At 47.3% G+C, this 23,297-nt stretch carries 29 protein-coding genes; 2 read left to right on the forward strand and 27 right to left on the reverse strand.

Annotated features, from left to right (window positions below; translation table 11 throughout):
• Positions 1–12: 12 nt before the first annotated feature.
• The 20 genes from rpsE to NYE24_RS16360 form a co-directional block, all read right to left on the reverse strand.
• Positions 13–510, reverse strand: coding sequence for a 30S ribosomal protein S5 (gene rpsE, locus NYE24_RS16265; protein WP_036652980.1), 498 nt, complete (start codon positions 508–510; stop codon positions 13–15).
• A gap of 26 nt (positions 511–536) precedes the next feature.
• Entirely contained in the window at positions 537–905 is a 369-nt protein-coding gene (gene rplR, locus NYE24_RS16270) for a 50S ribosomal protein L18 (RefSeq protein WP_342479099.1), read from the reverse strand.
• 84 nt (positions 906–989) lie between these two features.
• Positions 990–1,532 carry a 50S ribosomal protein L6 gene (gene rplF / locus NYE24_RS16275; protein ID WP_036692405.1) on the reverse strand — a complete coding sequence of 181 codons (543 nt, stop codon included), beginning with the start codon at positions 1,530–1,532 and terminating at the stop codon, positions 990–992.
• A 30-nt stretch (positions 1,533–1,562) separates the two neighbouring features.
• On the reverse strand, positions 1,563–1,961 hold the full coding sequence (rpsH, locus tag NYE24_RS16280) for a 30S ribosomal protein S8 (protein WP_036692403.1): 399 nt from the start codon (positions 1,959–1,961) through the stop codon (positions 1,563–1,565).
• A gap of 32 nt (positions 1,962–1,993) precedes the next feature.
• A complete protein-coding gene (locus NYE24_RS16285; protein WP_036589425.1) occupies positions 1,994–2,179 on the reverse strand; it encodes a type Z 30S ribosomal protein S14 in 186 nt (61 codons plus the stop codon).
• A 44-nt stretch (positions 2,180–2,223) separates the two neighbouring features.
• Positions 2,224–2,766, reverse strand: a complete 543-nt coding sequence (gene rplE, locus NYE24_RS16290) for a 50S ribosomal protein L5 (RefSeq protein ID WP_036692402.1) — start codon at positions 2,764–2,766, stop codon at positions 2,224–2,226.
• A gap of 30 nt (positions 2,767–2,796) precedes the next feature.
• Positions 2,797–3,150, reverse strand: coding sequence for a 50S ribosomal protein L24 (rplX, locus tag NYE24_RS16295; RefSeq protein WP_019908235.1), 354 nt, complete (start codon positions 3,148–3,150; stop codon positions 2,797–2,799).
• Between the two features lie 56 nt (positions 3,151–3,206).
• Positions 3,207–3,575: a 50S ribosomal protein L14 gene (rplN, locus tag NYE24_RS16300; RefSeq protein ID WP_036680556.1), complete on the reverse strand. Its 369-nt coding sequence runs from the start codon at positions 3,573–3,575 to the stop codon at positions 3,207–3,209.
• A gap of 40 nt (positions 3,576–3,615) precedes the next feature.
• On the reverse strand, positions 3,616–3,882 hold the full coding sequence (gene rpsQ, locus NYE24_RS16305) for a 30S ribosomal protein S17 (protein ID WP_036692400.1): 267 nt from the start codon (positions 3,880–3,882) through the stop codon (positions 3,616–3,618).
• Positions 3,883–3,925: 43 nt separating this feature from the next.
• Positions 3,926–4,123: a 50S ribosomal protein L29 gene (rpmC, locus tag NYE24_RS16310; RefSeq protein ID WP_019908232.1), complete on the reverse strand. Its 198-nt coding sequence runs from the start codon at positions 4,121–4,123 to the stop codon at positions 3,926–3,928.
• Positions 4,113–4,547 (reverse strand): 50S ribosomal protein L16, encoded by a 435-nt coding sequence (gene rplP, locus NYE24_RS16315; RefSeq protein ID WP_020427064.1) that lies wholly within the window; start codon positions 4,545–4,547, stop codon positions 4,113–4,115. The genes rpmC and rplP overlap by 11 nt, the downstream gene beginning before the upstream one ends.
• Before the next feature lie 2 nt (positions 4,548–4,549).
• A complete protein-coding gene (rpsC, locus tag NYE24_RS16320) occupies positions 4,550–5,215 on the reverse strand; it encodes a 30S ribosomal protein S3 (protein ID WP_036692398.1) in 666 nt (221 codons plus the stop codon).
• Between the two features lie 13 nt (positions 5,216–5,228).
• Positions 5,229–5,561, reverse strand: coding sequence for a 50S ribosomal protein L22 (gene rplV, locus NYE24_RS16325; RefSeq protein ID WP_019908228.1), 333 nt, complete (start codon positions 5,559–5,561; stop codon positions 5,229–5,231).
• 31 nt (positions 5,562–5,592) lie between these two features.
• Entirely contained in the window at positions 5,593–5,871 is a 279-nt protein-coding gene (gene rpsS / locus NYE24_RS16330) for a 30S ribosomal protein S19 (protein ID WP_036692395.1), read from the reverse strand.
• Between the two features lie 77 nt (positions 5,872–5,948).
• A complete protein-coding gene (gene rplB, locus NYE24_RS16335; protein ID WP_036692392.1) occupies positions 5,949–6,779 on the reverse strand; it encodes a 50S ribosomal protein L2 in 831 nt (276 codons plus the stop codon).
• A gap of 27 nt (positions 6,780–6,806) precedes the next feature.
• Complete coding sequence (gene rplW / locus NYE24_RS16340) at positions 6,807–7,100, reverse strand: 50S ribosomal protein L23 (RefSeq protein WP_019908225.1); 294 nt, start codon at positions 7,098–7,100, stop codon at positions 6,807–6,809.
• A complete protein-coding gene (gene rplD / locus NYE24_RS16345; protein ID WP_036692389.1) occupies positions 7,100–7,723 on the reverse strand; it encodes a 50S ribosomal protein L4 in 624 nt (207 codons plus the stop codon). The genes rplW and rplD overlap by 1 nt, the downstream gene beginning before the upstream one ends.
• Positions 7,724–7,748: 25 nt before the next feature.
• Entirely contained in the window at positions 7,749–8,372 is a 624-nt protein-coding gene (gene rplC, locus NYE24_RS16350) for a 50S ribosomal protein L3 (protein ID WP_036692386.1), read from the reverse strand.
• A gap of 38 nt (positions 8,373–8,410) precedes the next feature.
• On the reverse strand, positions 8,411–8,719 hold the full coding sequence (gene rpsJ, locus NYE24_RS16355) for a 30S ribosomal protein S10 (protein WP_017692074.1): 309 nt from the start codon (positions 8,717–8,719) through the stop codon (positions 8,411–8,413).
• A gap of 235 nt (positions 8,720–8,954) precedes the next feature.
• A complete protein-coding gene (locus tag NYE24_RS16360; protein WP_036692383.1) occupies positions 8,955–9,674 on the reverse strand; it encodes a Crp/Fnr family transcriptional regulator in 720 nt (239 codons plus the stop codon).
• 185 nt (positions 9,675–9,859) lie between these two features.
• Between NYE24_RS16360 and NYE24_RS16365 the strand changes: the two genes are divergently transcribed.
• On the forward strand, positions 9,860–10,285 hold the full coding sequence (locus NYE24_RS16365) for a V4R domain-containing protein (protein WP_342479100.1): 426 nt from the start codon (positions 9,860–9,862) through the stop codon (positions 10,283–10,285).
• 32 nt (positions 10,286–10,317) lie between these two features.
• The gene (locus tag NYE24_RS16370; protein WP_036692379.1) at positions 10,318–10,659 is read left to right on the forward strand and encodes a cupin domain-containing protein; all 342 of its coding nucleotides are present in this window, start codon (positions 10,318–10,320) and stop codon (positions 10,657–10,659) included.
• Between the two features lie 92 nt (positions 10,660–10,751).
• On the opposite strand, the gene tuf is transcribed toward NYE24_RS16370, so the two are convergent.
• The 7 genes from tuf to rpoB form a co-directional block, all read right to left on the reverse strand.
• Positions 10,752–11,942 (reverse strand): elongation factor Tu, encoded by a 1,191-nt coding sequence (tuf, locus tag NYE24_RS16375; protein WP_036692377.1) that lies wholly within the window; start codon positions 11,940–11,942, stop codon positions 10,752–10,754.
• Between the two features lie 109 nt (positions 11,943–12,051).
• The gene (gene fusA, locus NYE24_RS16380) at positions 12,052–14,130 is read right to left on the reverse strand and encodes an elongation factor G (protein ID WP_036692374.1); all 2,079 of its coding nucleotides are present in this window, start codon (positions 14,128–14,130) and stop codon (positions 12,052–12,054) included.
• Between the two features lie 47 nt (positions 14,131–14,177).
• Positions 14,178–14,648, reverse strand: a complete 471-nt coding sequence (rpsG, locus tag NYE24_RS16385; RefSeq protein WP_020427074.1) for a 30S ribosomal protein S7 — start codon at positions 14,646–14,648, stop codon at positions 14,178–14,180.
• Between the two features lie 45 nt (positions 14,649–14,693).
• Positions 14,694–15,113 (reverse strand): 30S ribosomal protein S12, encoded by a 420-nt coding sequence (gene rpsL / locus NYE24_RS16390; protein ID WP_036692370.1) that lies wholly within the window; start codon positions 15,111–15,113, stop codon positions 14,694–14,696.
• A 134-nt stretch (positions 15,114–15,247) separates the two neighbouring features.
• The gene (locus NYE24_RS16395) at positions 15,248–15,499 is read right to left on the reverse strand and encodes a ribosomal L7Ae/L30e/S12e/Gadd45 family protein (protein WP_036692367.1); all 252 of its coding nucleotides are present in this window, start codon (positions 15,497–15,499) and stop codon (positions 15,248–15,250) included.
• Between the two features lie 179 nt (positions 15,500–15,678).
• Positions 15,679–19,290: a DNA-directed RNA polymerase subunit beta' gene (rpoC, locus tag NYE24_RS16400; protein WP_036692365.1), complete on the reverse strand. Its 3,612-nt coding sequence runs from the start codon at positions 19,288–19,290 to the stop codon at positions 15,679–15,681.
• A 113-nt stretch (positions 19,291–19,403) separates the two neighbouring features.
• A complete protein-coding gene (rpoB, locus tag NYE24_RS16405; RefSeq protein ID WP_036692364.1) occupies positions 19,404–22,949 on the reverse strand; it encodes a DNA-directed RNA polymerase subunit beta in 3,546 nt (1,181 codons plus the stop codon).
• Positions 22,950–23,297: the final 348 nt, after the last annotated feature.

Raw genomic sequence — 23,297 nt, forward strand, 5'->3', positions numbered from 1 at the left:
GACGTTCCCTCCTTAACCGCGTAATTCTTCGACAGATTTGCCGCGAAGCTTCGCGACCTCTTCAATGCGCTTCAGACGGGAAAGACCCTCTAAAGTAGCATTGACCATATTCATGGAATTCGAAGAACCCAAAGATTTTGTCAAGATATCGCCAACGCCTGCCAATTCAAGCACCGCACGAACCGGTCCACCAGCGATAACGCCGGTACCTTCGGATGCTGGTTTCAGCAGAACGCGTCCTGCGCCGAAATGTCCAGTAACCAGGTGAGGAATCGAAGTTCCTACGATTGGAATGTGGATCAGGTTTTTCTTGGCGTCTTCAATGCCTTTACGGATGGCATCCGGAACTTCGCCGGCTTTACCGATACCAGCACCAACGTAGCCGTTGCCGTCGCCCACAACAACAAGTGCACTAAAGCTGAAACGGCGTCCGCCTTTTACAACTTTTGCAACACGGTTGATGTGTACAACTCTTTCTGTCAGTTCTAAACTGTTCGGATCTACACGCAAGTCGTTAACCTCCTTTTAGAAATATTCTAGAATTCAAGACCAGCTTCGCGAGCTGCGCTAGCCAGAGCCTGAATCCGTCCATGGTACAAGTATCCACCGCGGTCAAATACAACCACTGCATAACCCTTTTCTTTAGCGCGCTCAGCGATCAATTGACCCACTTTGCTTGCAGCTTCAACGCTGCCGCCATTTCCGATTGTATCACTCAATTCCTTATCAAGTGTGGAGGCAGATACGATAGTAACGCCTGTCACATCATCGATCAGTTGAGCGTAGATGTGTTTCGAAGAACGGAACACATTCAAACGTGGACGCTCAGTTGTACCCTGGATCTTCTTACGAACACGCAGGTGTCTTTTGAGACGAGCCTTGTTTTTATCCTCTTTTGTAATCATGACTTCCCTTTCACTCCCTTCAGTTTGCCGTAAACAGCTTCACTTTAAGATGCACGGGGTATCTTACAATTAAGGTAGAGCTGGTTATTTCTTCTTACCAGCTTTACCTTCCTTGCGGATGATACGCTCGCCTTCATATTTGATACCTTTACCTTTATATGGTTCAGGTTCACGTACGGAACGGATTTTGGCAGCATAAGCGCCAACGCGTTCTTTGTCAATCCCTCTAACGATGATCTTCGTGTTCGCAGGAACATCGAACTCAATACCCGCTTCCGGTGTGATTTCAACCGGGTGGGAGTAACCAACGTTCAATACGATTTTATCTCCGGATTTGCTTGCACGATATCCGACCCCAACCAGTTCCAGAGATTTCGAGAAACCTTCAGTCACACCACTCACCATGTTGTTGACAACGGAGCGGGTTGTGCCGTGAAGTGAACGATGCAATTTGTTGTCCGACGGGCGAACAACAGTGATTTCGTTATTTTCAACTGTAATCTTCATGTCTTTATGAAGCTCACGAGTTAAAGTGCCTTTAGGACCTTTTACTGTAATAACGGTGTTGTCCAAAGTGACATCTACACCGCTAGGTACTGCGATTGGTTTGCGACCAATACGAGACATGTGTTGCACCTCCTTATCTTGTGACGTTTATTACCAAATGTAGCAGACAACTTCTCCGCCGGATTTAGATTGACGAGCTTCTTTGTCGGTCATAACTCCCTTAGATGTGGAGATAATCGCGATTCCAAGGCCACCGAGTACACGAGGCACTTCATTGCTCTTCGTGTATACGCGAAGACCTGGTTTACTGATTCTTTTCAGACCAGTGATAACGCGCTCCTGGCTTGGGCCGTACTTCAGGAAAATACGGATAATCCCTTGTTTGCTATCTTCAACGAATTCAGCATCACGGATGAAGCCCTCACGCTTCAAGATGTCCGCGATTTGTTTTTTCATAGTAGAAGCAGGCATTTCTACTGTCTCGTGACGCACAGTGTTGGCGTTACGAATACGAGTAAGCATATCTGCAATAGGATCAGACATAGTCATGTGTGTAAACCTCCTTCCCGTTTATAAACTTCTTACCAACTTGCTTTTTTCACGCCAGGAATCTGGCCTTTATAAGCTAATTCACGGAAACAAATTCTGCAAATTTTGAACTTTTGCAGTACCGAATGTGGACGACCGCAACGCTCGCAACGTGTATATGCACGTACTTTGAACTTAGGCTCGCGTTGTTGTTTAACTTTCATTGAAGTCTTTGCCACTTAGACTGACACCTCCTAAACATTTTCGGAGAAATGGATGATTCTTATTTTGTGAAAGGCATTCCCAGCTGATTCAGCAGCTCACGGGATTCCTCGTCCGTCTTAGCAGTCGTTACAATAACGATGTCCATACCGCGAACCTTATCCACTTTGTCATACTCGATTTCCGGGAAGATCAATTGTTCTTTAAGACCCAGTGTGTAGTTACCGCGGCCATCAAAGGCTTTGCTGGAAATACCACGGAAGTCACGAACGCGGGGAAGCGTTACGTTGATCAATTTATCCAGGAAGTAATACATACGCTCGCCGCGCAGTGTTACTTTAACCCCGATCGGCATATTCTCGCGCAGTTTGAAACCGGCGATGGATTTCTTTGCTTTAGTGATAACTGGCTTTTGACCAGTGATCAACTGCATGTCATTAACTGCAGCGTCAAGTACTTTGGAGTTTTGAACAGCGTCACCCACACCCATGTTGATGACGATCTTCTCGATCTTAGGCACTTGCATAACTGTTGTGTAGTTAAATTTCTGCATCAAAGATGGTGTGATTTCATTCAGATAACGTTCTTTCATTCTTGCTGCCATGAAGATTTACCTCCTTTCATTAGGACTGTATTAGTCGATAATCTCTCCGGATCTTTTTGCTACCCGAACCTTCTTACCGTTATCTAGTACTTTATAGCCGATGCGCGTAACTTTCCCGCTCTTCGGATCAATGTGCATTACGTTGGACACATGGATCGAAGCTTCCTGCTCGATGATTCCGCCTTGCGGATTCAACTGGTTAGGCTTTTGGTGTTTTTTCACCATGTTCACGCCTTCTACCAGGACGCGGTTTTCACGAGGATAAGCAGCGATGACACGGCCTTTTTTACCTTTGTCTTTCCCGCTGATCACAAGCACCACATCATCTTTTTTCACGTGCAGTTTATTGTTATGGGATTCCAGAACTTTTTTAACTCTAGGCATTGATTACACCTCCTATAACTGACCTTATCAAGTACAACCGAGCATCACTCGGTTTTTTAGATTACTTCCGGTGCCAAGGAAACGATCTTCATGTAGTCCTTGTCGCGAAGTTCGCGAGCAACTGGTCCGAAGATACGTGTTCCGCGCGGGCTTCTGTCGTCTTTGACAACAACAGCTGCATTTTCGTCAAATGCGATGTAAGATCCATCTTTACGGCGTACCGAACGTTTTGTACGAACAACCACCGCTCTAACAACATCACCCTTTTTGACAACGCCGCCTGGTGTTGCTTGTTTAACGGAACAAACGATCAGATCGCCGATTGCTGCTGTACGGCGTCCAGTACCACCCAGTACGCGGATACACATCAGTTCCTTCGCACCAGAGTTGTCAGCCACATGCAAACGTGTAAATGGTTGAATCATTATTATTTTCCTCCTTCCGGAAAGGGATGTGTTTCATGTCTTAGATGATTACCGCTTTTTCTACCACTTCAACCAGTCTCCACCGTTTGTCCTTCGACAATGGACGAGTTTCCATGACTTTCACGACATCACCAATTTTAGCTACATTCTCTTCATCATGTGCCTTGAATTTCTTCGTGGACTTGATGCGTTTGTGATACAGATTGTGCTTTTTATAGGTTTCAACAGCAATTACGATGGTTTTATCCATTTTGTCGCTGACTACTTTACCGATCAGCACTTTACGTGCATTACGCTCTTCGCTCATAATTAGCCTCCTTCCTGATTACGGATTATGCATCCGCCGTCACTTAACTAATCCCAAGTACTCTTTGATGGATAACGGTTTTAGCACGAGCTATTTCCTTACGCACATCACGAATCCGAGTCGGGTTGTCCAGTTGGCCTGTTGCCAATTGGAAACGGAGATTGAAAAGTTCTTCCTTGAATCCGGCGATTTTCTGTTCAATCTCAGCAGTGGTTAAGTTGCGAAGTTCATTAGCTTTCATTTGCTTCACCACCCAATTCTTCACGTTTCACAAACTTAGTCTTTACAGGCAGCTTGTGAGCGGCAAGACGCATCGCTTCGCGAGCGATTTCTTCCGACACGCCTCCGAGTTCGAACATAATCTTACCCGGTTTAACTACAGCTACCCACTTCTCAACGTTACCTTTACCACTACCCATACGAACCTCGAGAGGCTTCTGAGTGATTGGCTTATCCGGGAAAATCTTGATCCAAACCTGACCGCCACGTTTGATGTAACGTGTCATTGCGATACGAGCAGCTTCGATCTGACGGTTAGTGATCCAAGATGGCTCCAGAGCCTGCAAACCGAATTCGCCGAAGTTGAGTTCGGTTCCGCCTTTTGCCATACCCTTCATGTGACCGCGTTGTTGCTTGCGGTGTTTAACGCGCTTTGGTACCAACATGATTAGTTGCCTCCTTCCTGAGCAGCTTGTTTCTTAGCTGGGGGAAGAACTTCTCCACGATAAATCCATACCTTTACGCCGATAAGGCCGTAAGTTGTATGTGCTTCAGCTGTTCCGTAATCGATGTCAGCACGAAGCGTATGAAGTGGAACTGTTCCTTCGCTATAGCCTTCTGAACGGGCAATCTCAGCGCCGCCAAGACGTCCGCCAACCTGAGTTTTAATTCCCTTTGCGCCGGAACGCATTGTTCTTTGAATCGCTTGTTTCAGAGCACGACGGAACGATACGCGACGTTCCAGCTGTTGTGCAATGCTTTCAGCAACAAGAATAGCATCCAGTTCGGGGTGTTTGATTTCATTGATGTTGATGTGTACTTTCTTACCGCCGGCGATAGCTGTAACTGCGCTGCGAAGTACTTCTACTTCTGCTCCGCCTTTACCAATTACCATACCTGGCTTGGCAGTGTGAATTGTAACGTTCACTCGGTTTGCCGCTCTTTCGATCTCGATGCGGGAAACAGAGGAATCTTTCAGCTTGCCTTTAAGGTATTCCCGGATTTTAACGTCTTCCATTAAAAGAGTACCGAAATCTTTGCCTGCATACCATTTTGATTCCCAGTCGCGAATAATACCGACTCGGAGTCCGACTGGATTTACCTTTTGACCCACGTGTTATCCCTCCTTATTTCTCAGATACCACCAAAGTAATGTGGCTGGTACGTTTATTGATCCGGCTTGCGCGGCCCATGGCGCGCGGACGGAAACGTTTCATTGTAGGACCCTGGTTAACGAAAACTTCGCTTACGAATAAGCTGTTAACGTCCATAGAGTAGTTATGCTCAGCATTCGCTATCGCCGAGTTCAGTAGCTTCTCAACAACCGGAGAAGCGGACTTCGGAGTGTGGCGAAGAATTGCAATTGCTTCCCCCACTTGCTTGCCGCGAATCAAGTCAACAACCAGTTTCGCTTTACGAGCGGAAATCCGCACCGATCTTGCATGTGCTTTTGCTTCCATTGTTTTCCCTCCTCTCAAACGAAGACGTTAATTATCTTCTGGTTTTCTTATCGTCACCCGCGTGGCCTTTGTAAGTACGTGTTGGCGCGAACTCGCCCAACTTGTGACCTACCATATCTTCCGTTACGTATACAGGCACGTGTTTGCGGCCGTCATATACACCAAACGTATGTCCGATAAACTGAGGGAAAATGGTTGAGCGACGGGACCAGGTTTTTACTACGACTTTCTTGTCTGTCTCGTTCAAATCCTCAACTTTTTTCAGCAGGTAGCCATCGATGAACGGCCCCTTCTTTAAACTGCGACCCATGTGTGAATCCTCCCTTCATCCGGTTCTTCAAAACCGCGAATCGACGCTTCGCGCTTAACTAACTTGCCTGAAGCGTCTTATTTTGTGCGGCGACGAACGATGTATTTATCAGATGCTTTGTTTTTCTTACGCGTTTTGTAGCCGAGGGTTGGTTTGCCCCAAGGTGACATTGGCGATTTCCGTCCGATTGGAGCGCGGCCTTCACCACCACCGTGTGGGTGATCGTTAGGGTTCATGACAACACCGCGTACTTCAGGACGACGTCCGAGCCAGCGGCTGCGTCCGGCTTTACCAATCTTGATCAGTTCGTGATCTCCGTTACCTACGGCTCCGATAGTCGCACGGCAAACGCTGAGGATTCTGCGAACCTCACCCGAGTTCAAACGAACAGATACGTATTTATCTTCTTTACCCAGCAACTGAGCTTCAGTACCGGCAGCACGAACCAATTGTCCGCCTTTACCTGGTTTCAACTCGATATTGTGGATAACTGTACCTACAGGGATATTGATCAGCGGAAGGCTGTTACCAATTTTGATATCCGCAGCAGGGCCGGACTCAACTTTATCCCCAACTTTAAGGCCTTTAGGAGCGATGATATAACGTTTCTCTCCATCAGCATAGTGGATCAAAGCAATATTGGAAGTACGGTTCGGGTCATACTCGATTGTAGCAACGCTACCTGGTATGCCGTCTTTAGTCCGTTTAAAGTCAATGATACGGTATTTACGTTTGTGTCCGCCGCCATGGTGACGAACCGTAATCTTACCTTGGTTGTTACGTCCGGCATGCTTGAACAGCGGGGACAGCAACGATTTCTCTGGCTGGTTTGTTGTGATTTCTTCAAACGTAGACACAGACATGTTACGTCTTGCCGGAGAGGTCGGTTTGTACTTTTTGATTGGCACTATAGTTTCCTCCTTACTTTAAGAGTATTATTCTACCGCTTCAAAGAATTCAAGCGGCTTGCTGTCTGGGCTAAGCTTCACGATGGCTTTTTTCCACTCCGGAGTATAACCGGAATATTTGCCATAACGTTTCAGTTTACCAGGCACGCGCATTGTGTTCACACTAACGACTTTAACTTTAAAAATAGCCTCGACAGCTTTTTTGATTTCGGTCTTGTTAGCACGGATATCCACTTCAAAAGCGTACTTCAGTTCGCTCATGTATTCGGATGTGCGTTCCGTAATCACTGGACGCTTAATTATATCACGAGGATCTTTCATTACGCGAACACCTCCTCTACCTTCAGAACTGCTTCTTTAGTGATGATCAGTTTGTCGTACGTCAGTACGTCAAGAACATTGATGCCGTCAGCCGCTACGAATTTCACCCCAGGGATGTTACGAGCGGAAAGTGCTACATTGTCATCATAGCCAGGAGCTACGATCAGGGCTTTGCCGCCCACTTTAAGGTTGTTCAGAATCGCCGCGAATTCTTTCGTCTTCGGAGCATTCAGAGTCAAGCTATCCAATACGATAATGTCATTCTCAAGTACTTTCGAGGACAACGCGGATTTGATGGCCAACCGGCGAACCTTCTTAGGCAATTTCCAGGAATAGCTGCGTGGTGTTGGTCCGAAGACTACGCCGCCGCCTTTCCATTGTGGAGAACGAATGGAGCCTTGACGAGCACGACCTGTACCTTTTTGTTTCCAAGGTTTACGTCCGCCGCCACGCACTTCAGAGCGTCCTTTTACTTTGTGTGTACCGCGACGAAGGGAAGCTCTTTGCATAAGTGCAGCTTCATGCAGCACATGTACATTCGGTTCGATACCGAAAACTGAATCACTCAGTTCAACTTCGCCAACTTCGTTACCACTAGTATTGAAAAGTGTTACTTTTGGCATTTCATGTTCCTCCTTTCTTCAGTAATTATTTCTTAACGGTTTGTTTAACTTTCACGAAGCTGTTTTTCGGGCCCGGAATAGCGCCTTTAACCAGCAGTACATTACGTTCTACGTCAACTCGGATGATTTCAAGCTTTTGTACCGTTATGGTAGTGTGACCCATATGTCCTGGGAGGCGTTTGCCCTTAGGAACACGGTTAGCCTGGATGGAACCCATCGAGCCCGGTCTTCTGTGGTAACGCGATCCGTGTGCCATTGGTCCGCGGCTTTGTCCCCAGCGTTTGATGTTACCCTGGAAGCCTTTACCCTTCGAAGTACCTGTTACGTCAACAAACTCGCCTTCAGCGAAAATGTCAGCCTTAAGCTCTTGTCCAACCTCGAGTGACCCGAGGTCAACACCGCGAATTTCGCGAACGTAGCGCTTAGGTGTTGCATTTGCCTTTTTGGCGTGACCCTGTTCAGGCTTGTTGGAGCGACTTTCCTTTTTATCGGAAAAGCCCAACTGCACTGCTTCATATCCGTCGATATTCAGGTCTTTCTTTTGCAGTACCACACAAGGTCCAGCTTCGATAACAGAAACCGCGATTACGTTACCTTCTGGAGTAAACACTTGAGTCATACCGAGTTTTTTTCCTAAGATACCTTTCAATGTTGACACCTCTTTTCTTTTCCTGGTTACTTAATGAATTACAATTTGATTTCGATATCTACACCGGACGGTAGATCCAAGCGCATCAAGGCATCCACAGTTTGTGGTGTCGGGTTCACAATATCGATCAAACGTTTGTGAGTCCGCTGTTCAAACTGTTCACGGGAATCCTTGTACTTGTGTACCGCACGGAGAATGGTAATGATTTGCTTCTCAGTTGGCAGCGGAATCGGCCCGGATACACCAGCACCCGAACGTTTTGCTGTTTCAACGATTTTCTCTGCGGATTGATCAAGAATTCTGTGGTCGTATGCTTTCAAGCGAATACGAATTTTTTGCTTTGCCATTTTAGTCCCTCCTTCTATCGCCCAATTTATTATCGGACATACTCCGTGAAAATTTTCTGACGTCGACCTCATGGCAAAGGGGCCGGGTGTGTCAGTAACCTCTCACATCATCGCAACGTCTCAGAACAACATTTATTATTATATCTAATAGGCGGCTATATTGCAAGAGCCATTGCAAAACAAATCACCTTTTCCAGAAAAAAAGTTTTAAAAAAACGTTTTTATCTGAAAATTGTTAATTACTGATTTCTGCGAGTTGAATTAGAGCCTCCATCTCCAGAATATTCACGGTTCTTTTATGCATAGTGATGATCTTCAGCGCTTCCAGCTTGTTCAGCTTACGGCTTAGGGTCTCGGCAGTAGTGCCGAGCATCGCCGCCACTTCTTTTTGTGCCGACGGGAGATCCACGGAATGTCTCAAGGCTTGCATGGTCAGAGCTGGATCTGGTAGATTCTTTGTGTACAAGTAGACCAGAAGCCGGGCTAACCGTTTTTCCACTTCAAACATATGAAGTGCCCCTGCCGCTTCTTCCGCCAAATGCAATTGCTCACTAACAGACATTAGAAAACTGAACGCCAGGCTCGCATTTTGCTCCAAGAGGGGAATGAAATCCTTCCGGTGCATCCGGCAGACCACTCCGCTCTCAATAATCTCCGCCGTTACATCATTATTTTTATTATGAAGAAGGGCAAACTGTCCGAAATAATCCCCTGGAAAAAGAAAGCGGACAATATGCTGCTTACCTTCTTTACTGTTCTTCGTCAGTTTGATAAGACCGCTCTTCACCACATATAAGGCTTCAGACGGCTCTCCTTCTCTGCAGACCTGGCTGCCCTTTTTATATGAATGGGATTCTGTGATTGATTCTATGATAACCAATTCTTCATCGGATAAGCTCCTGAATACCGGAACCTGGCGTACACAGGCATGAGAGCTGCACGTATTACAATCCATACATCCTTCCTCCTCTACTGTCGCTTATCCCACCATATCAATGATCTAAGCGCTGCCAGGTGACTGGACGCACAGATTTTCATAAAACTTGACCTATATCAAGGATTAAGGTGCCTGCTATCTATACAATAGGTACATAGAGAGAAAAGGAGTTGATGGGCTTGCTGCAATACACTTTTGAGGATATGCGCCAGATGAATAGAACAACTCTGGGTAATATGGTCCCCCTTGAACTATTCCGGACCATCCGTCTAATTGGAATGAACCAGGGATTGCCGTTAGGCGGAAAGGGTACGACTGTTACCATAGGCAGAAAGATTGGTGAGAGCCTGCCTGTCCATTCCGTGGAAGAGCTGCTGCAGATCTTTGAAGAGCTCAAAATCGGAATTCCCCGGATTGTTCATTCTGATGAGCGCAGGATTAATATTGTTGTTGACGATTGCTTCTGCAAAGGATTACCTTCGCTTGAAGATGAAAGAATGGTCTGTGATCTAGAAGGAGCTATCATTGAAGGTGCTCTATGCAGAATTCTCGGCCGTAAGGTTTCAGTGAAGGAGATCAAATGTAATGTCACCGGTCATGAACACTGCGAGTATGAAGTTAAGCTTTAAACAATACATTTTAATGAAAGCAGGGATTTATAATGGAAAAGAAAACATTAGCTGAGGCAGTACAGTATCAAGAGGAGCGCTTTACCAAAAAAATCATTTTCCAAAAAGGGGATAGTGTTGTATTCGTGCTAAACTTCATGCCTGGGCAAAAGCTGCCCATTCACAAGCACCCCGGAGCAGATGTCTATATCCTCGCCTTACACGGTGATGGTGCCATTCATGTTAATGAGGAAGAGTTCCCCTTCATCCAAGGAGAGACCATCTACATTGCCGGTGACGAGTCATTCGCTTATACGAATAATACTTCATCCCCGTCCAGCCTGCATGTCGTTCTATCCAAGCTGCCAAGTGCGGAATACGCGAAGGAAATCTAATTCATCGGCCATGCTATAAAAATAAAACAGGCCCCCTTCAAATGAAGGGGGCCTGACTTATATTCAGTCTATCCTAACGGATAGAGCCTGAATTATTTCTGGATGGAAGCTACGGAACCGGCACCAACTGTACGTCCGCCTTCGCGAATGGAGAATTTAGTACCTTCTTCAATAGCGATTGGGGAGATCAGGGAAACAGTTACAGTGATGTTGTCACCAGGCATAACCATTTCAGTACCTTCTGGCAGGTTGATGATACCAGTTACGTCAGTTGTACGGAAGTAGAACTGTGGACGGTAACCAGTGAAGAATGGTTTGTGACGTCCGCCTTCTTCTTTAGTCAGAACGTAGATCTGAGCAGTGAACTCAGTGTGTGGCTTAACGGAGTTCGGCTTAGCCAATACTTGGCCGCGCTCGATCATGTTACGGTCAACACCACGCAACAATGCGCCGATGTTGTCGCCAGCTTGAGCAGAATCAAGCAATTTACGGAACATTTCCACGCCAGTAACTACAGACTTCTTAGTTTCTTCGTGAATACCAACGATTTCGATTTCTTCTCCGACTTTAACTGTTCCGCGTTCTACGCGACCAGTTGCCACAGTACCGCGGCCAGTGATGGAGAATACATCTTCTACAGGCATCAAGAAAGGCTTGTCAGTCTGACGTTCAGGAAGTGGGATATATGTGTCGATCGTTTCGAACATTTCAACGATCTTCTGTGCATACTCGCCATCAGGGTTCTGCAGAGCTTCACGAGCAGATCCACGGACGATTGGAGTATCATCGCCTGGGAAGTCGTATTCGCTAAGCAGATCGCGAACTTCCATTTCAACCAATTCAAGCAACTCTTCGTCCTCAACCATGTCGCATTTGTTCAGGAATACAACGATGTAAGGAACGCCTACTTGACGGGACAGCAGGATGTGTTCACGAGTCTGTGGCATAGGGCCATCAGCTGCGGATACAACCAGGATTGCTCCGTCCATTTGCGCTGCGCCAGTGATCATGTTTTTAACATAGTCGGCGTGTCCAGGGCAGTCTACGTGAGCGTAGTGACGGTTAGGAGTTTCATATTCAACGTGAGCCGTGGAGATAGTGATACCGCGTTCGCGTTCTTCAGGAGCCTTATCAATTTGGTCGAATGCTACAGCAGCACCACCGTATTTTTTGGACAATACAGTTGTGATTGCAGCAGTAAGAGTTGTTTTACCATGGTCGACGTGACCAATAGTACCAATGTTAACGTGCGGTTTGTTACGTTCAAACTTTGCCTTTGCCATTTGAACAGTTCCTCCTTATTGTGGGGTCCATATATTTGAGCCGTCCGCCTATTTTCAATTCTAAGATGACTTAAGTGGTATACTCGGACGGCAAGTTAAAAACTCTAAATTATTCTCCGCCTTTATTCTTGGCTGCGATTTCTTCTGCAATACTTCTTGGAACTTCTTCATAGTGAGAAAGCTCCATTGAGAATACGCCGCGTCCTTGAGTACCGGAACGAAGTGTTGTAGAGTAACCGAACATTTCGGAGAGAGGCACCTTAGACCGGATAATCTGAGCTCCACCACGGGAGTCCATACCTTCGATCTTACCGCGACGGGAACTAAGCATCCCCATAACATCGCCCATATACTCCTCAGGAACAGTTACTTCCACTTTCATGATTGGCTCAAGCAGGACAGGTTTACACTTGTCTTTTGCAGCCTTAAGTGCCAATGATCCGGCAACTTTAAACGCCATTTCATTGGAGTCAACATCATGATAAGAACCATCTACGATAGTGGCTTTAACATCAACAAGCGGGAAGCCTGCGATAACACCATTTTTCATAGCTTCTTCAATACCCGCAAGTGCAGGAGCGACATATTCTCTAGGTACAGAACCGCCGACTACTTTACTTTCGAATTGGTTGCCAGTACCAGCCTCGAGAGGTTCGAATTCAACCCATACATGACCGTATTGACCACGTCCGCCGGATTGACGAACGAATTTACCTTCGACGCGAGCAGGCGCATTGAATGTTTCACGATAAGCAACCTGTGGTTTACCAACGTTAGTTTCAACGTGGAATTCACGGCGCATACGATCAATGATAATATCCAAGTGAAGTTCGCCCATACCTGCCAGGATAGTTTGGCCAGTTTCTTCATCAGTATGAGCACGAAGAGTTGGATCTTCTTCGGTCAGCTTACCGAGAGCAACGCCCAATTTATCTTGGTCGGCTTTGGTTTTTGGTTCAACAGCAATTTCGATAACCGGATCAGGGAAGTTCATGGATTCCAAGATAATTGGATTCTTCTCATCACACAGAGTATCGCCCGTGCTAGTATCTTTCAATCCTACTGCAGCAGCAATGTCACCAGAGTACACGATGGAAATCTCTTGGCGGCTGTTCGCATGCATTTGTAGAATACGGCCGATACGCTCACGTTTGTTCTTAGTAGCATTGACTACGTATGATCCGGACTCCAGAACACCAGAGTAAACACGGAAGAACGTAAGTTTGCCCACATAAGGGTCTGTCATGATTTTAAATGCCAAAGCTGAGAAAGGCTCTTCATCCGAAGAATGGCGAACCCCTTCAGTTCCATCATCATGATGACCAACAATAGCTGGTACATCAAGAGGCGATGGCAAGTAATCTACAACAGCGTCCAACATAAGTTGAACCCCTTTGTTACGATAAGAGGACCCAACAATTACAGGGAAAATCTTAACTTCACATACGCCTTTGCGCAATGCAGCTTTGATTTCTGGGATTGTTAGTTCTTCGCCTTCAAGGTACTTCATAGTAAGTTCTTCGTCAAGTTCAGCAACTTTCTCGATCAACTCAAGACGAAGTTCCTCAACCTTCGGAAGGTACTCAGCCGGAATATCCGTAACTTCAATGTTTTGACCCAGATCATCCTTAAACATGTGAGCTTTTTGCTCGATCAGGTCAATAATACCAATGAAGTCATTCTCTGCGCCGATCGGCAATTGAATAGCAACTGCATTCGCCATCAAACGATCACGCATAGAATCAATTACATTAAGGAAATCAGCACCGATAATATCCATTTTGTTAACATAGGCGATCCGCGGAACACTATAACGGTCAGCTTGTCTCCAAACAGTTTCGGACTGAGGTTCAACACCCTCTTTGGCGCTAAACACGCCTACTGCCCCATCCAATACACGCAAGGAACGTTCAACTTCAACGGTGAAGTCAACGTGTCCTGGGGTATCAATGATATTAACGCGGTTACCCTTCCAAGCAGCGGTGGTAGCAGCGGAAGTAATCGTAATTCCGCGCTCCTGTTCTTGCTCCATCCAGTCCATTGTAGCAGCACCTTCGTGAACTTCACCGATTTTGTGCGTACGGCCTGAGTAGAAAAGAATCCGCTCTGTGGTAGTAGTCTTACCAGCATCAATATGTGCCATGATCCCGATATTACGTGTATTTTTTAAGGAGAACTCTCTTGCCATGAAATGGATCTCCTTTCAAAATAGAAGTTATTTGAACGACTGCAATCCTACCAGCGGTAGTGAGCAAACGCTTTGTTCGCTTCAGCCATTTTGTGTGTATCTTCACGTTTCTTAACGGAAGCGCCTGTGTTGTTGGAAGCATCGATAATCTCAGCCGCCAAACGCTCTTCCATAGTCTTCTCACCGCGGTTGCGTGAGTAGTTTACAAGCCAACGTAATCCCAAAGCAGTACGTCTTTCAGGTTTAACCTCAATAGGTACTTGGTAGTTAGCACCGCCGACACGACGAGCTTTAACTTCCAATACAGGCATGATATTCTTGATGGCTGCTTCGAAAACCTCCATCGGCTCTTTACCTGTACGTTCTTGAATCAACTTGAACGAATTGTACAAAATGCTTTGAGCGACACCTCTTTTACCACCCAGCATAATACGGTTGATCAAACGAGTAACCAACTTGCTATTATACAATGGATCTGGCAATACATCTCTTTTAGTAACTGGACCTTTGCGTGGCATGGATATCCCCCTTTCTTATATGGTTATTATTCTGATAAGCTCATCTTATTTCTTGACTTTAGGACGTTTCGCACCATACTTGGAGCGAGCCTGCATCCGGTTAGCAACACCTGCAGTATCCAGTGCACCACGAACGATGTGGTAACGAACTCCTGCAAGGTCCTTAACTTTACCTCCGCGCAGCAATACTACACTGTGCTCTTGAAGGTTGTGTCCGATACCCGGAATGTAAGCAGTCACCTCAAGACGGTTCGTCAGACGAACACGGGCATACTTACGAAGTGCTGAGTTTGGTTTACGTGGAGTCATTGTGCCTACACGAGTGCATACACCGCGTTTCTGCGGAGCGCTCAAATTTGTAGCCTCACGCTTGAGGGCGTTGTACCCTTTTTGAAGAGCGGGAGATTTGGATTTTTCGATTTTGGCTTGACGGCCTTTACGAACCAGTTGATTAATAGTTGGCATGTTGTGCCACCCCCTTCCTGAAATGATAGTCAATTTACAAACACTAAGTCCACAGACCCAGGTGGTTCATAAAAAGACAAATGAAAAGTCCTTGCTGCCGAAGTGTACCCCGGTACAAAAACGTTCTCTTGCTGCTATTGTTTTAAGACGGCTGCCATCGCAGCACCAACTTCTATACCGCAGGCCTTGCCCAAATTCAGCATCGTGTCCACATATGTGACCTTCACACCTTGTTTGTTGCAAAGCATTACAATTCTGGAAGTAAGCCGTTGATCTCCGTCCTCTGCCACATAGACTTCTGCGGCTTGGCCCAACTCCACCGCCTTGACGGTTTGCTTGGAACCGATCTTGACCTGAGCATCCTGTAACCCTCTATCATCAGTCATGAAAAAACATTACCTCCGCTGAATAAGAATGACAAGACTACTCACGCACCTTAGACATTTTAGCATCCACAGTACATGATGTCAAGAATATCGACAATAAATTTATTAATAATCACAGCAGACAGCCGCGTCACGCAAAATTCAGCGTGACGCGAATACTGCTTGCCATGAGTATTTAATTATTCAGCCGGAACCGGCTCTAAAGCTTCTTCACTGCTTTCAGCATTTGGGTCACTGAGCTTCACATTGCGATAACGATTCATGCCAGTACCTGCAGGAATCAGCTTACCGATGATAACATTTTCTTTCAGACCCAGGAGCTTATCCACTTTACCCTTGATAGCTGCATCCGTTAAGACGCGGGTAGTTTCCTGGAAGGAAGCCGCAGACAGGAAGGAGTCCGTTTCCAGGGAAGCCTTGGTAATCCCGAGCAGTACCGGCTTGGCAACTGCAGGTTCATTACCGGCAAGAATGGCTTCCTTGTTAGCTGCTTCATATTCATGGATATCAGCAAACGCACCTGGCAGGAGATTGGTATCTCCGGCATCAATAATGCGGATTTTGCGCAGCATCTGCTTAATCATAACTTCAATGTGCTTATCATTAATTTCAACGCCCTGGTTACGGTATACACGCTGCACTTCTTGCAGAATGTAGTTCTGTACCCCGCGAATCCCTTTGATACGCAGCATTTCTTTAGGGTCAATGGAACCGTCTGTCAATTCATCGCCGGCCTCAATCTCCTGGCCTTCGCTGACACGCAGACGGGAGCCGTAAGTGATGGAATACGTCTTGGACTCTGCTTCCCCCTGGACTTCAATTTCACGGCGGTCCTTGGTTTCACGGATTTCCTTAACTACCCCGTCAATCTCACTGATTGTTGCCTGACCTTTAGGGTTACGGGCTTCAAACAGCTCCTGGATACGCGGCAAACCTTGCGTGATATCGTCTCCGGCAACACCACCGGTATGGAACGTACGCATGGTAAGCTGTGTTCCTGGTTCACCAATGGATTGTGCCGCGATAATACCGACAGCTTCCCCGATTTCCACGAACTTACCTGTTGCCAGGTTACGCCCGTAGCACTTCTTGCAGACACCGTGACGGGCACGGCAGCTCAGTACAGAGCGGATCTGCAGCTTGGTAATGCCGGCGTTCACGATCTCTTCAGCCTTATCCGAATCAATCAGATCGTTACGATGAACGATGATTTCCTTCGTTTCCGGATGACGGATAGTCTCAAAGGAGTAACGGCCTTCAATACGGTCGTACAGATCCTCGATAACTTCCTTACCATCTTGAATCCGGCTGACAGTGAAGCCTTTATCGGTACCACAATCTTCTTCGCGGACAATAACATCCTGCGCCACATCAACCAGACGGCGTGTCAAGTACCCGGAATCCGCTGTACGCAGCGCTGTATCGGCCAGACCTTTACGCGCTCCGTGAGTAGAGATAAAGTACTCGAGGACGGTCAGCCCTTCACGGAAGTTTGCTTTGATTGGCAATTCAAAGATTCGGCCCGAAGGTGTGGCCATCAGACCACGCATACCACCGAGCTGAGTGATCTGCGATTTGTTACCACGCGCCTTGGAATCCACCATAAGCATGATAGAGTTGAAACGGTCCATCGATTTGAGCAGCACGTTAGTAAGCTCATCCTTAGTCTTTGACCAAATTTCGATAACACGGTCATACCGCTCATCATTGGTGATCAGACCGCGGCGGTATTGGTTTGCAACTACATCAACCTTAGCTTCGGATTCTTTAAGAATGGTGACTTTTTCCTCAGGCACGATAACATCCGATACGGCAACCGTAACACCGGAACGAGTAGAGTACGTAAAGCCGAGTTGCTTAATTTTATCCAGAATTACTGAGGTCTTGGTAGTGTGATATGTCTCAAAGCAGCGGGCGATAATGAGGCCCAGATATTCTTTACCTACAGCGCTGGCTTCCGGAGCAGCCATGATCAGTTCGCGGACATCCGCACCCTTTTCATAGATGAAGTACTTTTCAGGTGTTCCCTGCAGCAGGTTGGTTTTGGTCGCTTCGTTGATATACGGGAAGCTGCTAGGATAGATTTCGTTGAAGATAATCTTTCCCACCGTAGTGATCAGCAAAGCATTTTGCTGCGCTTCTGTGAAGCAGGTTTTGCCCAGAGCTTTAGCTGGAATAGCAACACGCGCATGCAGACCGGCAGTTCCACGCTGATAAGCGGAGACCGCTTCGTTCACAGTACGCAAAATCATGCCTGTTCCTTTTTCTTCATTGTTATCCATGGTCAGATAGAACGTACCAAGGACCATATCCTGAGAAGGAGTAACAACCGGCTTACCATCCTTAGGGTTCAAGATGTTACCAGATGCCAGCATGAGAATACGGGCTTCAGCTTGAGCTTCAGCGGACAGAGGAACGTGAACCGCCATCTGGTCACCGTCAAAGTCGGCATTGTAAGCCGTACATACAAGCGGGTGAAGACGGATCGCGTGGCCTTCTACTAGAATCGGCTCAAACGCCTGGATACCCAGTCTGTGCAGCGTAGGAGCACGGTTCAGCAGAACCGGATGCTCTCTGATTACTTCTTCAAGCACATCCCAGACTTCTGGACTTACGCGCTCTACCTTACGCTTCGCGCTCTTTATGTTATGGGCAAGCCCTTTGTTAACCAATTCTTTCATTACAAACGGTTTGAACAGCTCCAGTGCCATCTTCTTCGGAAGACCGCATTGGTACATCTTCAGGTAAGGACCTACTACGATAACCGAACGGCCGGAATAGTCGACACGCTTACCGAGCAAGTTCTGGCGGAAACGTCCCTGTTTACCTTTCAGCATATGGCTGAGCGATTTGAGCGGACGGTTACCAGGTCCCGTTACAGGACGGCCGCGGCGGCCGTTGTCAATCAGGGCATCTACTGCTTCCTGAAGCATCCGTTTCTCATTCTGAACGATAATGTCAGGAGCACCAAGATCCAGCAATCTTTTCAGACGGTTGTTCCGGTTAATTACACGCCGGTACAAGTCATTAAGGTCAGACGTAGCAAACCGGCCGCCATCCAGCTGAACCATAGGACGAAGCTCCGGCGGTATAACCGGGAGTACATCCATGATCATCCAGTCAGGCTTGTTACCGGAGTTGCGGAAGGCTTCAATGACTTCCAGACGTTTGATCGCCCGGTTACGTCGCTGGCCTTGAGCAGTACGCAGCTCTTCTTTGAGGAATTCCAGCTCTTTATCGATATCGATATCCTGAAGCAGCTTTTTGACGGCTTCCGCACCCATGCCAGCCTGGAATCCGTAGCCATATTTCTCACGGTAGCTGCGGTATTCTTTCTCGGACAGCAATTGTTTCTTCTCCAGTGGAGTTTCCCCCGGATCGGTTACAACATAAGATGCAAAGTAGATAATCTCTTCGAGCGATCTAGGAGACATATCCAGTGCCAGACCCATACGGCTTGGAATACCTTTGAAATACCAGATATGAGATACCGGAGCTGCCAATTCGATGTGGCCCATACGTTCACGGCGAACTTTAGCACGGGTAACCTCCACGCCGCAGCGGTCACACACAACGCCCTTATAACGAACGCGTTTGTATTTACCACAATGACATTCCCAGTCCTTTTGCGGTCCAAAAATACGTTCGCAAAAGAGACCCTCTTTTTCCGGTTTCAATGTACGATAGTTAATGGTTTCCGGTTTTTTAACTTCTCCGCGGGACCAAGAACGAATTTTTTCCGGGGAAGCGAGCCCGATTTTCATAAATTCAAAATTGTTAACGTCCAACAAGGAGCAACCCTCCTTAACCTATATCCTGATTTAGTACCACAGCCCTCTCTTGACGCTTAAGTCAACAGAGGGCGGGTCCTTTTGTATAATGAAATTAGTGGCTTGCTGGTGAACTACTCTATGCCGACTTCTGTGCCTTCCAAATTAAGGCTCAGCTTGTCGCCTGACGTCTCGTCCTCATCATCCAGTTCTCTCATCTCAATCTCCTGCTCGTCACCGCTAAGGATTTTGACGTCCATACCAAGCGACTGCAGTTCCTTGATCAATACTTTGAATGATTCCGGAACACCCGGTTCTGGAACGTTTTCGCCTTTGACAATGGATTCGTACGTTTTCACACGACCGACCACATCATCGGACTTCACAGTCAAAATCTCTTGCAGTGTATAAGCCGCACCGTAAGCTTCAAGCGCCCATACTTCCATTTCCCCGAAACGCTGTCCGCCGAACTGAGCTTTACCGCCCAGTGGCTGTTGTGTAACTAGGGAGTAAGGACCTGTAGAACGGGCATGGATCTTATCATCAACCATGTGCGCCAGCTTGATCATATGCATGACACCGACTGTAACCTCACGTTCGAAGCGTTCACCTGTACGTCCGTCATACAGTATGGTCTTACCATTGCGCTGCATACCGGCTTCTTCCATCGTATCGAACACGTCATACTCACGGGCTCCGTCGAATACCGGAGTAGCTACGTGGATACCCAGACGCAGTGCAGCCATACCAATATGGACTTCCAGCACCTGTCCGATGTTCATACGGGAAGGAACGCCCAGCGGATTCAGGACAACCTGTACCGGCGTGCCATCTGGAAGGAACGGCATGTCTTCTTCTGGCAGAATACGGGCAACGACACCCTTGTTACCGTGACGTCCGGCCATCTTATCACCTTCAGAAATCTTACGCTTCTGGGCAATATAGACACGAACCAGTTGATTCACACCAGGAGGCAACTCATCGCCGTTCTCGCGGGTGAATACTTTTACGTCAACGACAATACCATCACTACCATGTGGAACGCGCAGAGAGGTATCACGAACTTCACGGGCTTTCTCACCGAAGATCGCGTGCAGCAGGCGTTCTTCAGCAGTCAACTCAGTTACACCCTTAGGAGTAACCTTACCTACCAGAATATCGCCGGCATTGATTTCCGCACCGATACGGATAATTCCGCGCTCATCCAAATTGCGGAGCGCCTCTTCACCGACGTTAGGAATATCACGCGTGATCTCTTCAGGTCCGAGCTTTGTATCACGAGCTTCGGATTCGTATTCCTCGATATGAATCGAAGTGTATACATCTTCCTTAACCAGCTTCTCACTCAGCAGGATCGCATCCTCGTAGTTGTAGCCTTCCCAAGTCATGAATGCAACGACTACGTTGCGGCCAAGCGCAAGTTCGCCCATTTCTGTGGAAGGTCCGTCTGCCAGGATGTCACCTTTTTTGACGATATCCCCACGTTTGGCCAGTGGACGCTGATTAATACAGGTACCCTGGTTCGAACGCATGAATTTGTGTAATTTATATTTAACGATATCGCCTTTGACTTCCTTGCCTTCAACTGCCTCAACACGGCGCAGCCAGATTTCATTGGCAGAGGAGCGTTCGATAATACCATCATATTTGGAGACAATACATACGCCGGAGTCTTTAGCAGACTTATGCTCCATCCCTGTCCCTACAAGCGGAGCCTTAGGAATAAGAAGTGGAACGGCCTGACGCTGCATGTTAGATCCCATCAGTGCGCGGTTGGAGTCATCGTTCTCAAGGAACGGAATGAGCGCCGTTGCGACGGATACGACCTGTTTTGGCGAAACGTCCATGTAGTCTACGCGGTTGCTAGGCATGGTAGTGATGTTGTCTGAATCCTTGTTGTAACGAACGATAACCTGGTCTTCCTTGAAGGAGCCCTCTTCATCGATCAGTACATTCGCCTGTGCAACTACATAGTTATCTTCTTCATCGGCAGTCAGATAATCGATTTGCTCAGTTACCTTACCGGTCTTCGGATCCACCCAACGATACGGAGCTTCAATAAAGCCGTATTCATTGATGCGGGCGAAGGTGGACAAGGAGTTGATCAGGCCGATATTCGGACCTTCCGGAGTCTCGATAGGACACATACGGCCATAGTGACTGTGATGGACGTCGCGGACTTCAAAGCCTGCGCGTTCACGAGTCAGACCGCCGGGTCCGAGTGCAGACAGACGGCGCTTATGGGTAAGCTCGGCAAGCGGGTTCGTCTGGTCCATGAACTGGGACAGCTGCGAGCTGCCGAAGAACTCTTTGATGGACGCGATGACCGGACGGATGTTGATCAGTGCCTGCGGTGTAATCGCATTGGCATCCTGAATCGACATTCTCTCGCGGACTACGCGCTCCATCCGGGATAGACCGATACGGAACTGATTCTGCAGAAGCTCACCCACAGAACGCAGACGGCGGTTACCCAGGTGGTCAATATCATCCGTGTTGCCGATACCATGCAGCAAATTAATAAAGTAGCTGATTGAGGATATAATATCAGCCTGAGTAATGTGCTTAACCGATTTATCAATGTTGCCATTGGCAATCAGCTTAATGATACGGCCCTCTTCGATTGGTGAGAATACATCAATCGTCTGAAGCGGAATGTCTTCGCTGTCCATTACCCCACCGGTTACACGGTAGTTTTTGGCAGCCATACTCTTCTCGAAATAAGGAATCAGCTCATCAAGCAGGCGGCGGTCCACCATTTGGCCGGATTCTGCCAGGATTTCTCCAGTAGACTCATCAACCAAAGGCTGTGCCAGACGCTGATTGAACAGACGATTCTTAATATGCAGCTTTTTATTGATTTTGTATCGGCCTACATTGGCCAAATCATAACGTTTCGGGTCAAAGAAACGCGCGACCAGTAAGCTCTTGGCATTATCAAGTGTAGGTGGTTCGCCCGGACGCAGACGCTCGTAGATTTCAATAAGCGCCTTCTCCGTTGAATCCGTGTTGTCTTTATCCAGCGTATTGCGAATATATTCATCATTGCCAAGCAGTTCCAGGATTTCAGCATCACTGCCGAAGCCCAGAGCACGCAAGAGGACTGTTACCGGGATCTTACGAGTCCGGTCGATACGGACATACATGATGTCCTTAGCGTCGGTCTCAAGCTCCAGCCAGGCTCCGCGATTCGGAATTACTGTGGCGGTGTAAGTTTTTTTGCCGTTCTTATCCACTTTTGTGCTGAAATAGACGCTTGGAGAGCGAACCAACTGGCTGACAATAACCCGTTCTGCACCATTGATAATAAAAGTGCCGGTTTCCGTCATCAGAGGGAAATCTCCCATGAACACTTCCTGCTCTTTAACCTCACCGGTCTCCTTATTGATGAGACGCACCTTCACACGCAGAGGAGCTGCATATGTTACGTCCCGCTCTTTAGCGTCGTCAACCGTGTACTTCGGTTCACCCAGGCTGTAATCAATGAACTCTAGTACCAAATTCCCTGTGAAATCCTGGATCGGCGAGATGTCCTGGAACATTTCCCGCAATCCTTCCTCCAAAAACCAATCATAAGATTTTTGTTGGATCTCGATCAGGTTCGGGACCTCGAGTACCTCGTTAATTCTCGCATAGCTCCGCCGAGTGCGTCGACCATACTGAACAAGATGTCCTGCCAACTTTACTCACCCCTCATGTCTACTCACTTAAAAATTGATTGCGAACCCTTGTTTGGACCCGTATAATGGAACCATAACAGAAGGATTCAGCCATAAATACAGAAAAGCCCCTTATCGAAATCTTTCGAAAAAAGAGCACATCTATTCACGGCCAAAATACTCCTTATCCAGTAGATTTGCCCAAAACGTGCGTATTATACGTCACCTGGCTACAGATCATGCGCTATTATCTATTGCCCCGGCGACCTTCGCCGTGACAGGAACATAGAGAACGGAATTCGCAAAAACCTGCCGTGCGGCATGCGCTTACCGGGCGACAATATATCACTTGACATTTCAGCAAACTAA

The sequence above is a fragment of the Paenibacillus sp. FSL H7-0350 genome (genome assembly GCF_038593195.1).
In the GTDB taxonomy this organism is placed as follows: domain Bacteria; phylum Bacillota; class Bacilli; order Paenibacillales; family Paenibacillaceae; genus Paenibacillus_AQ.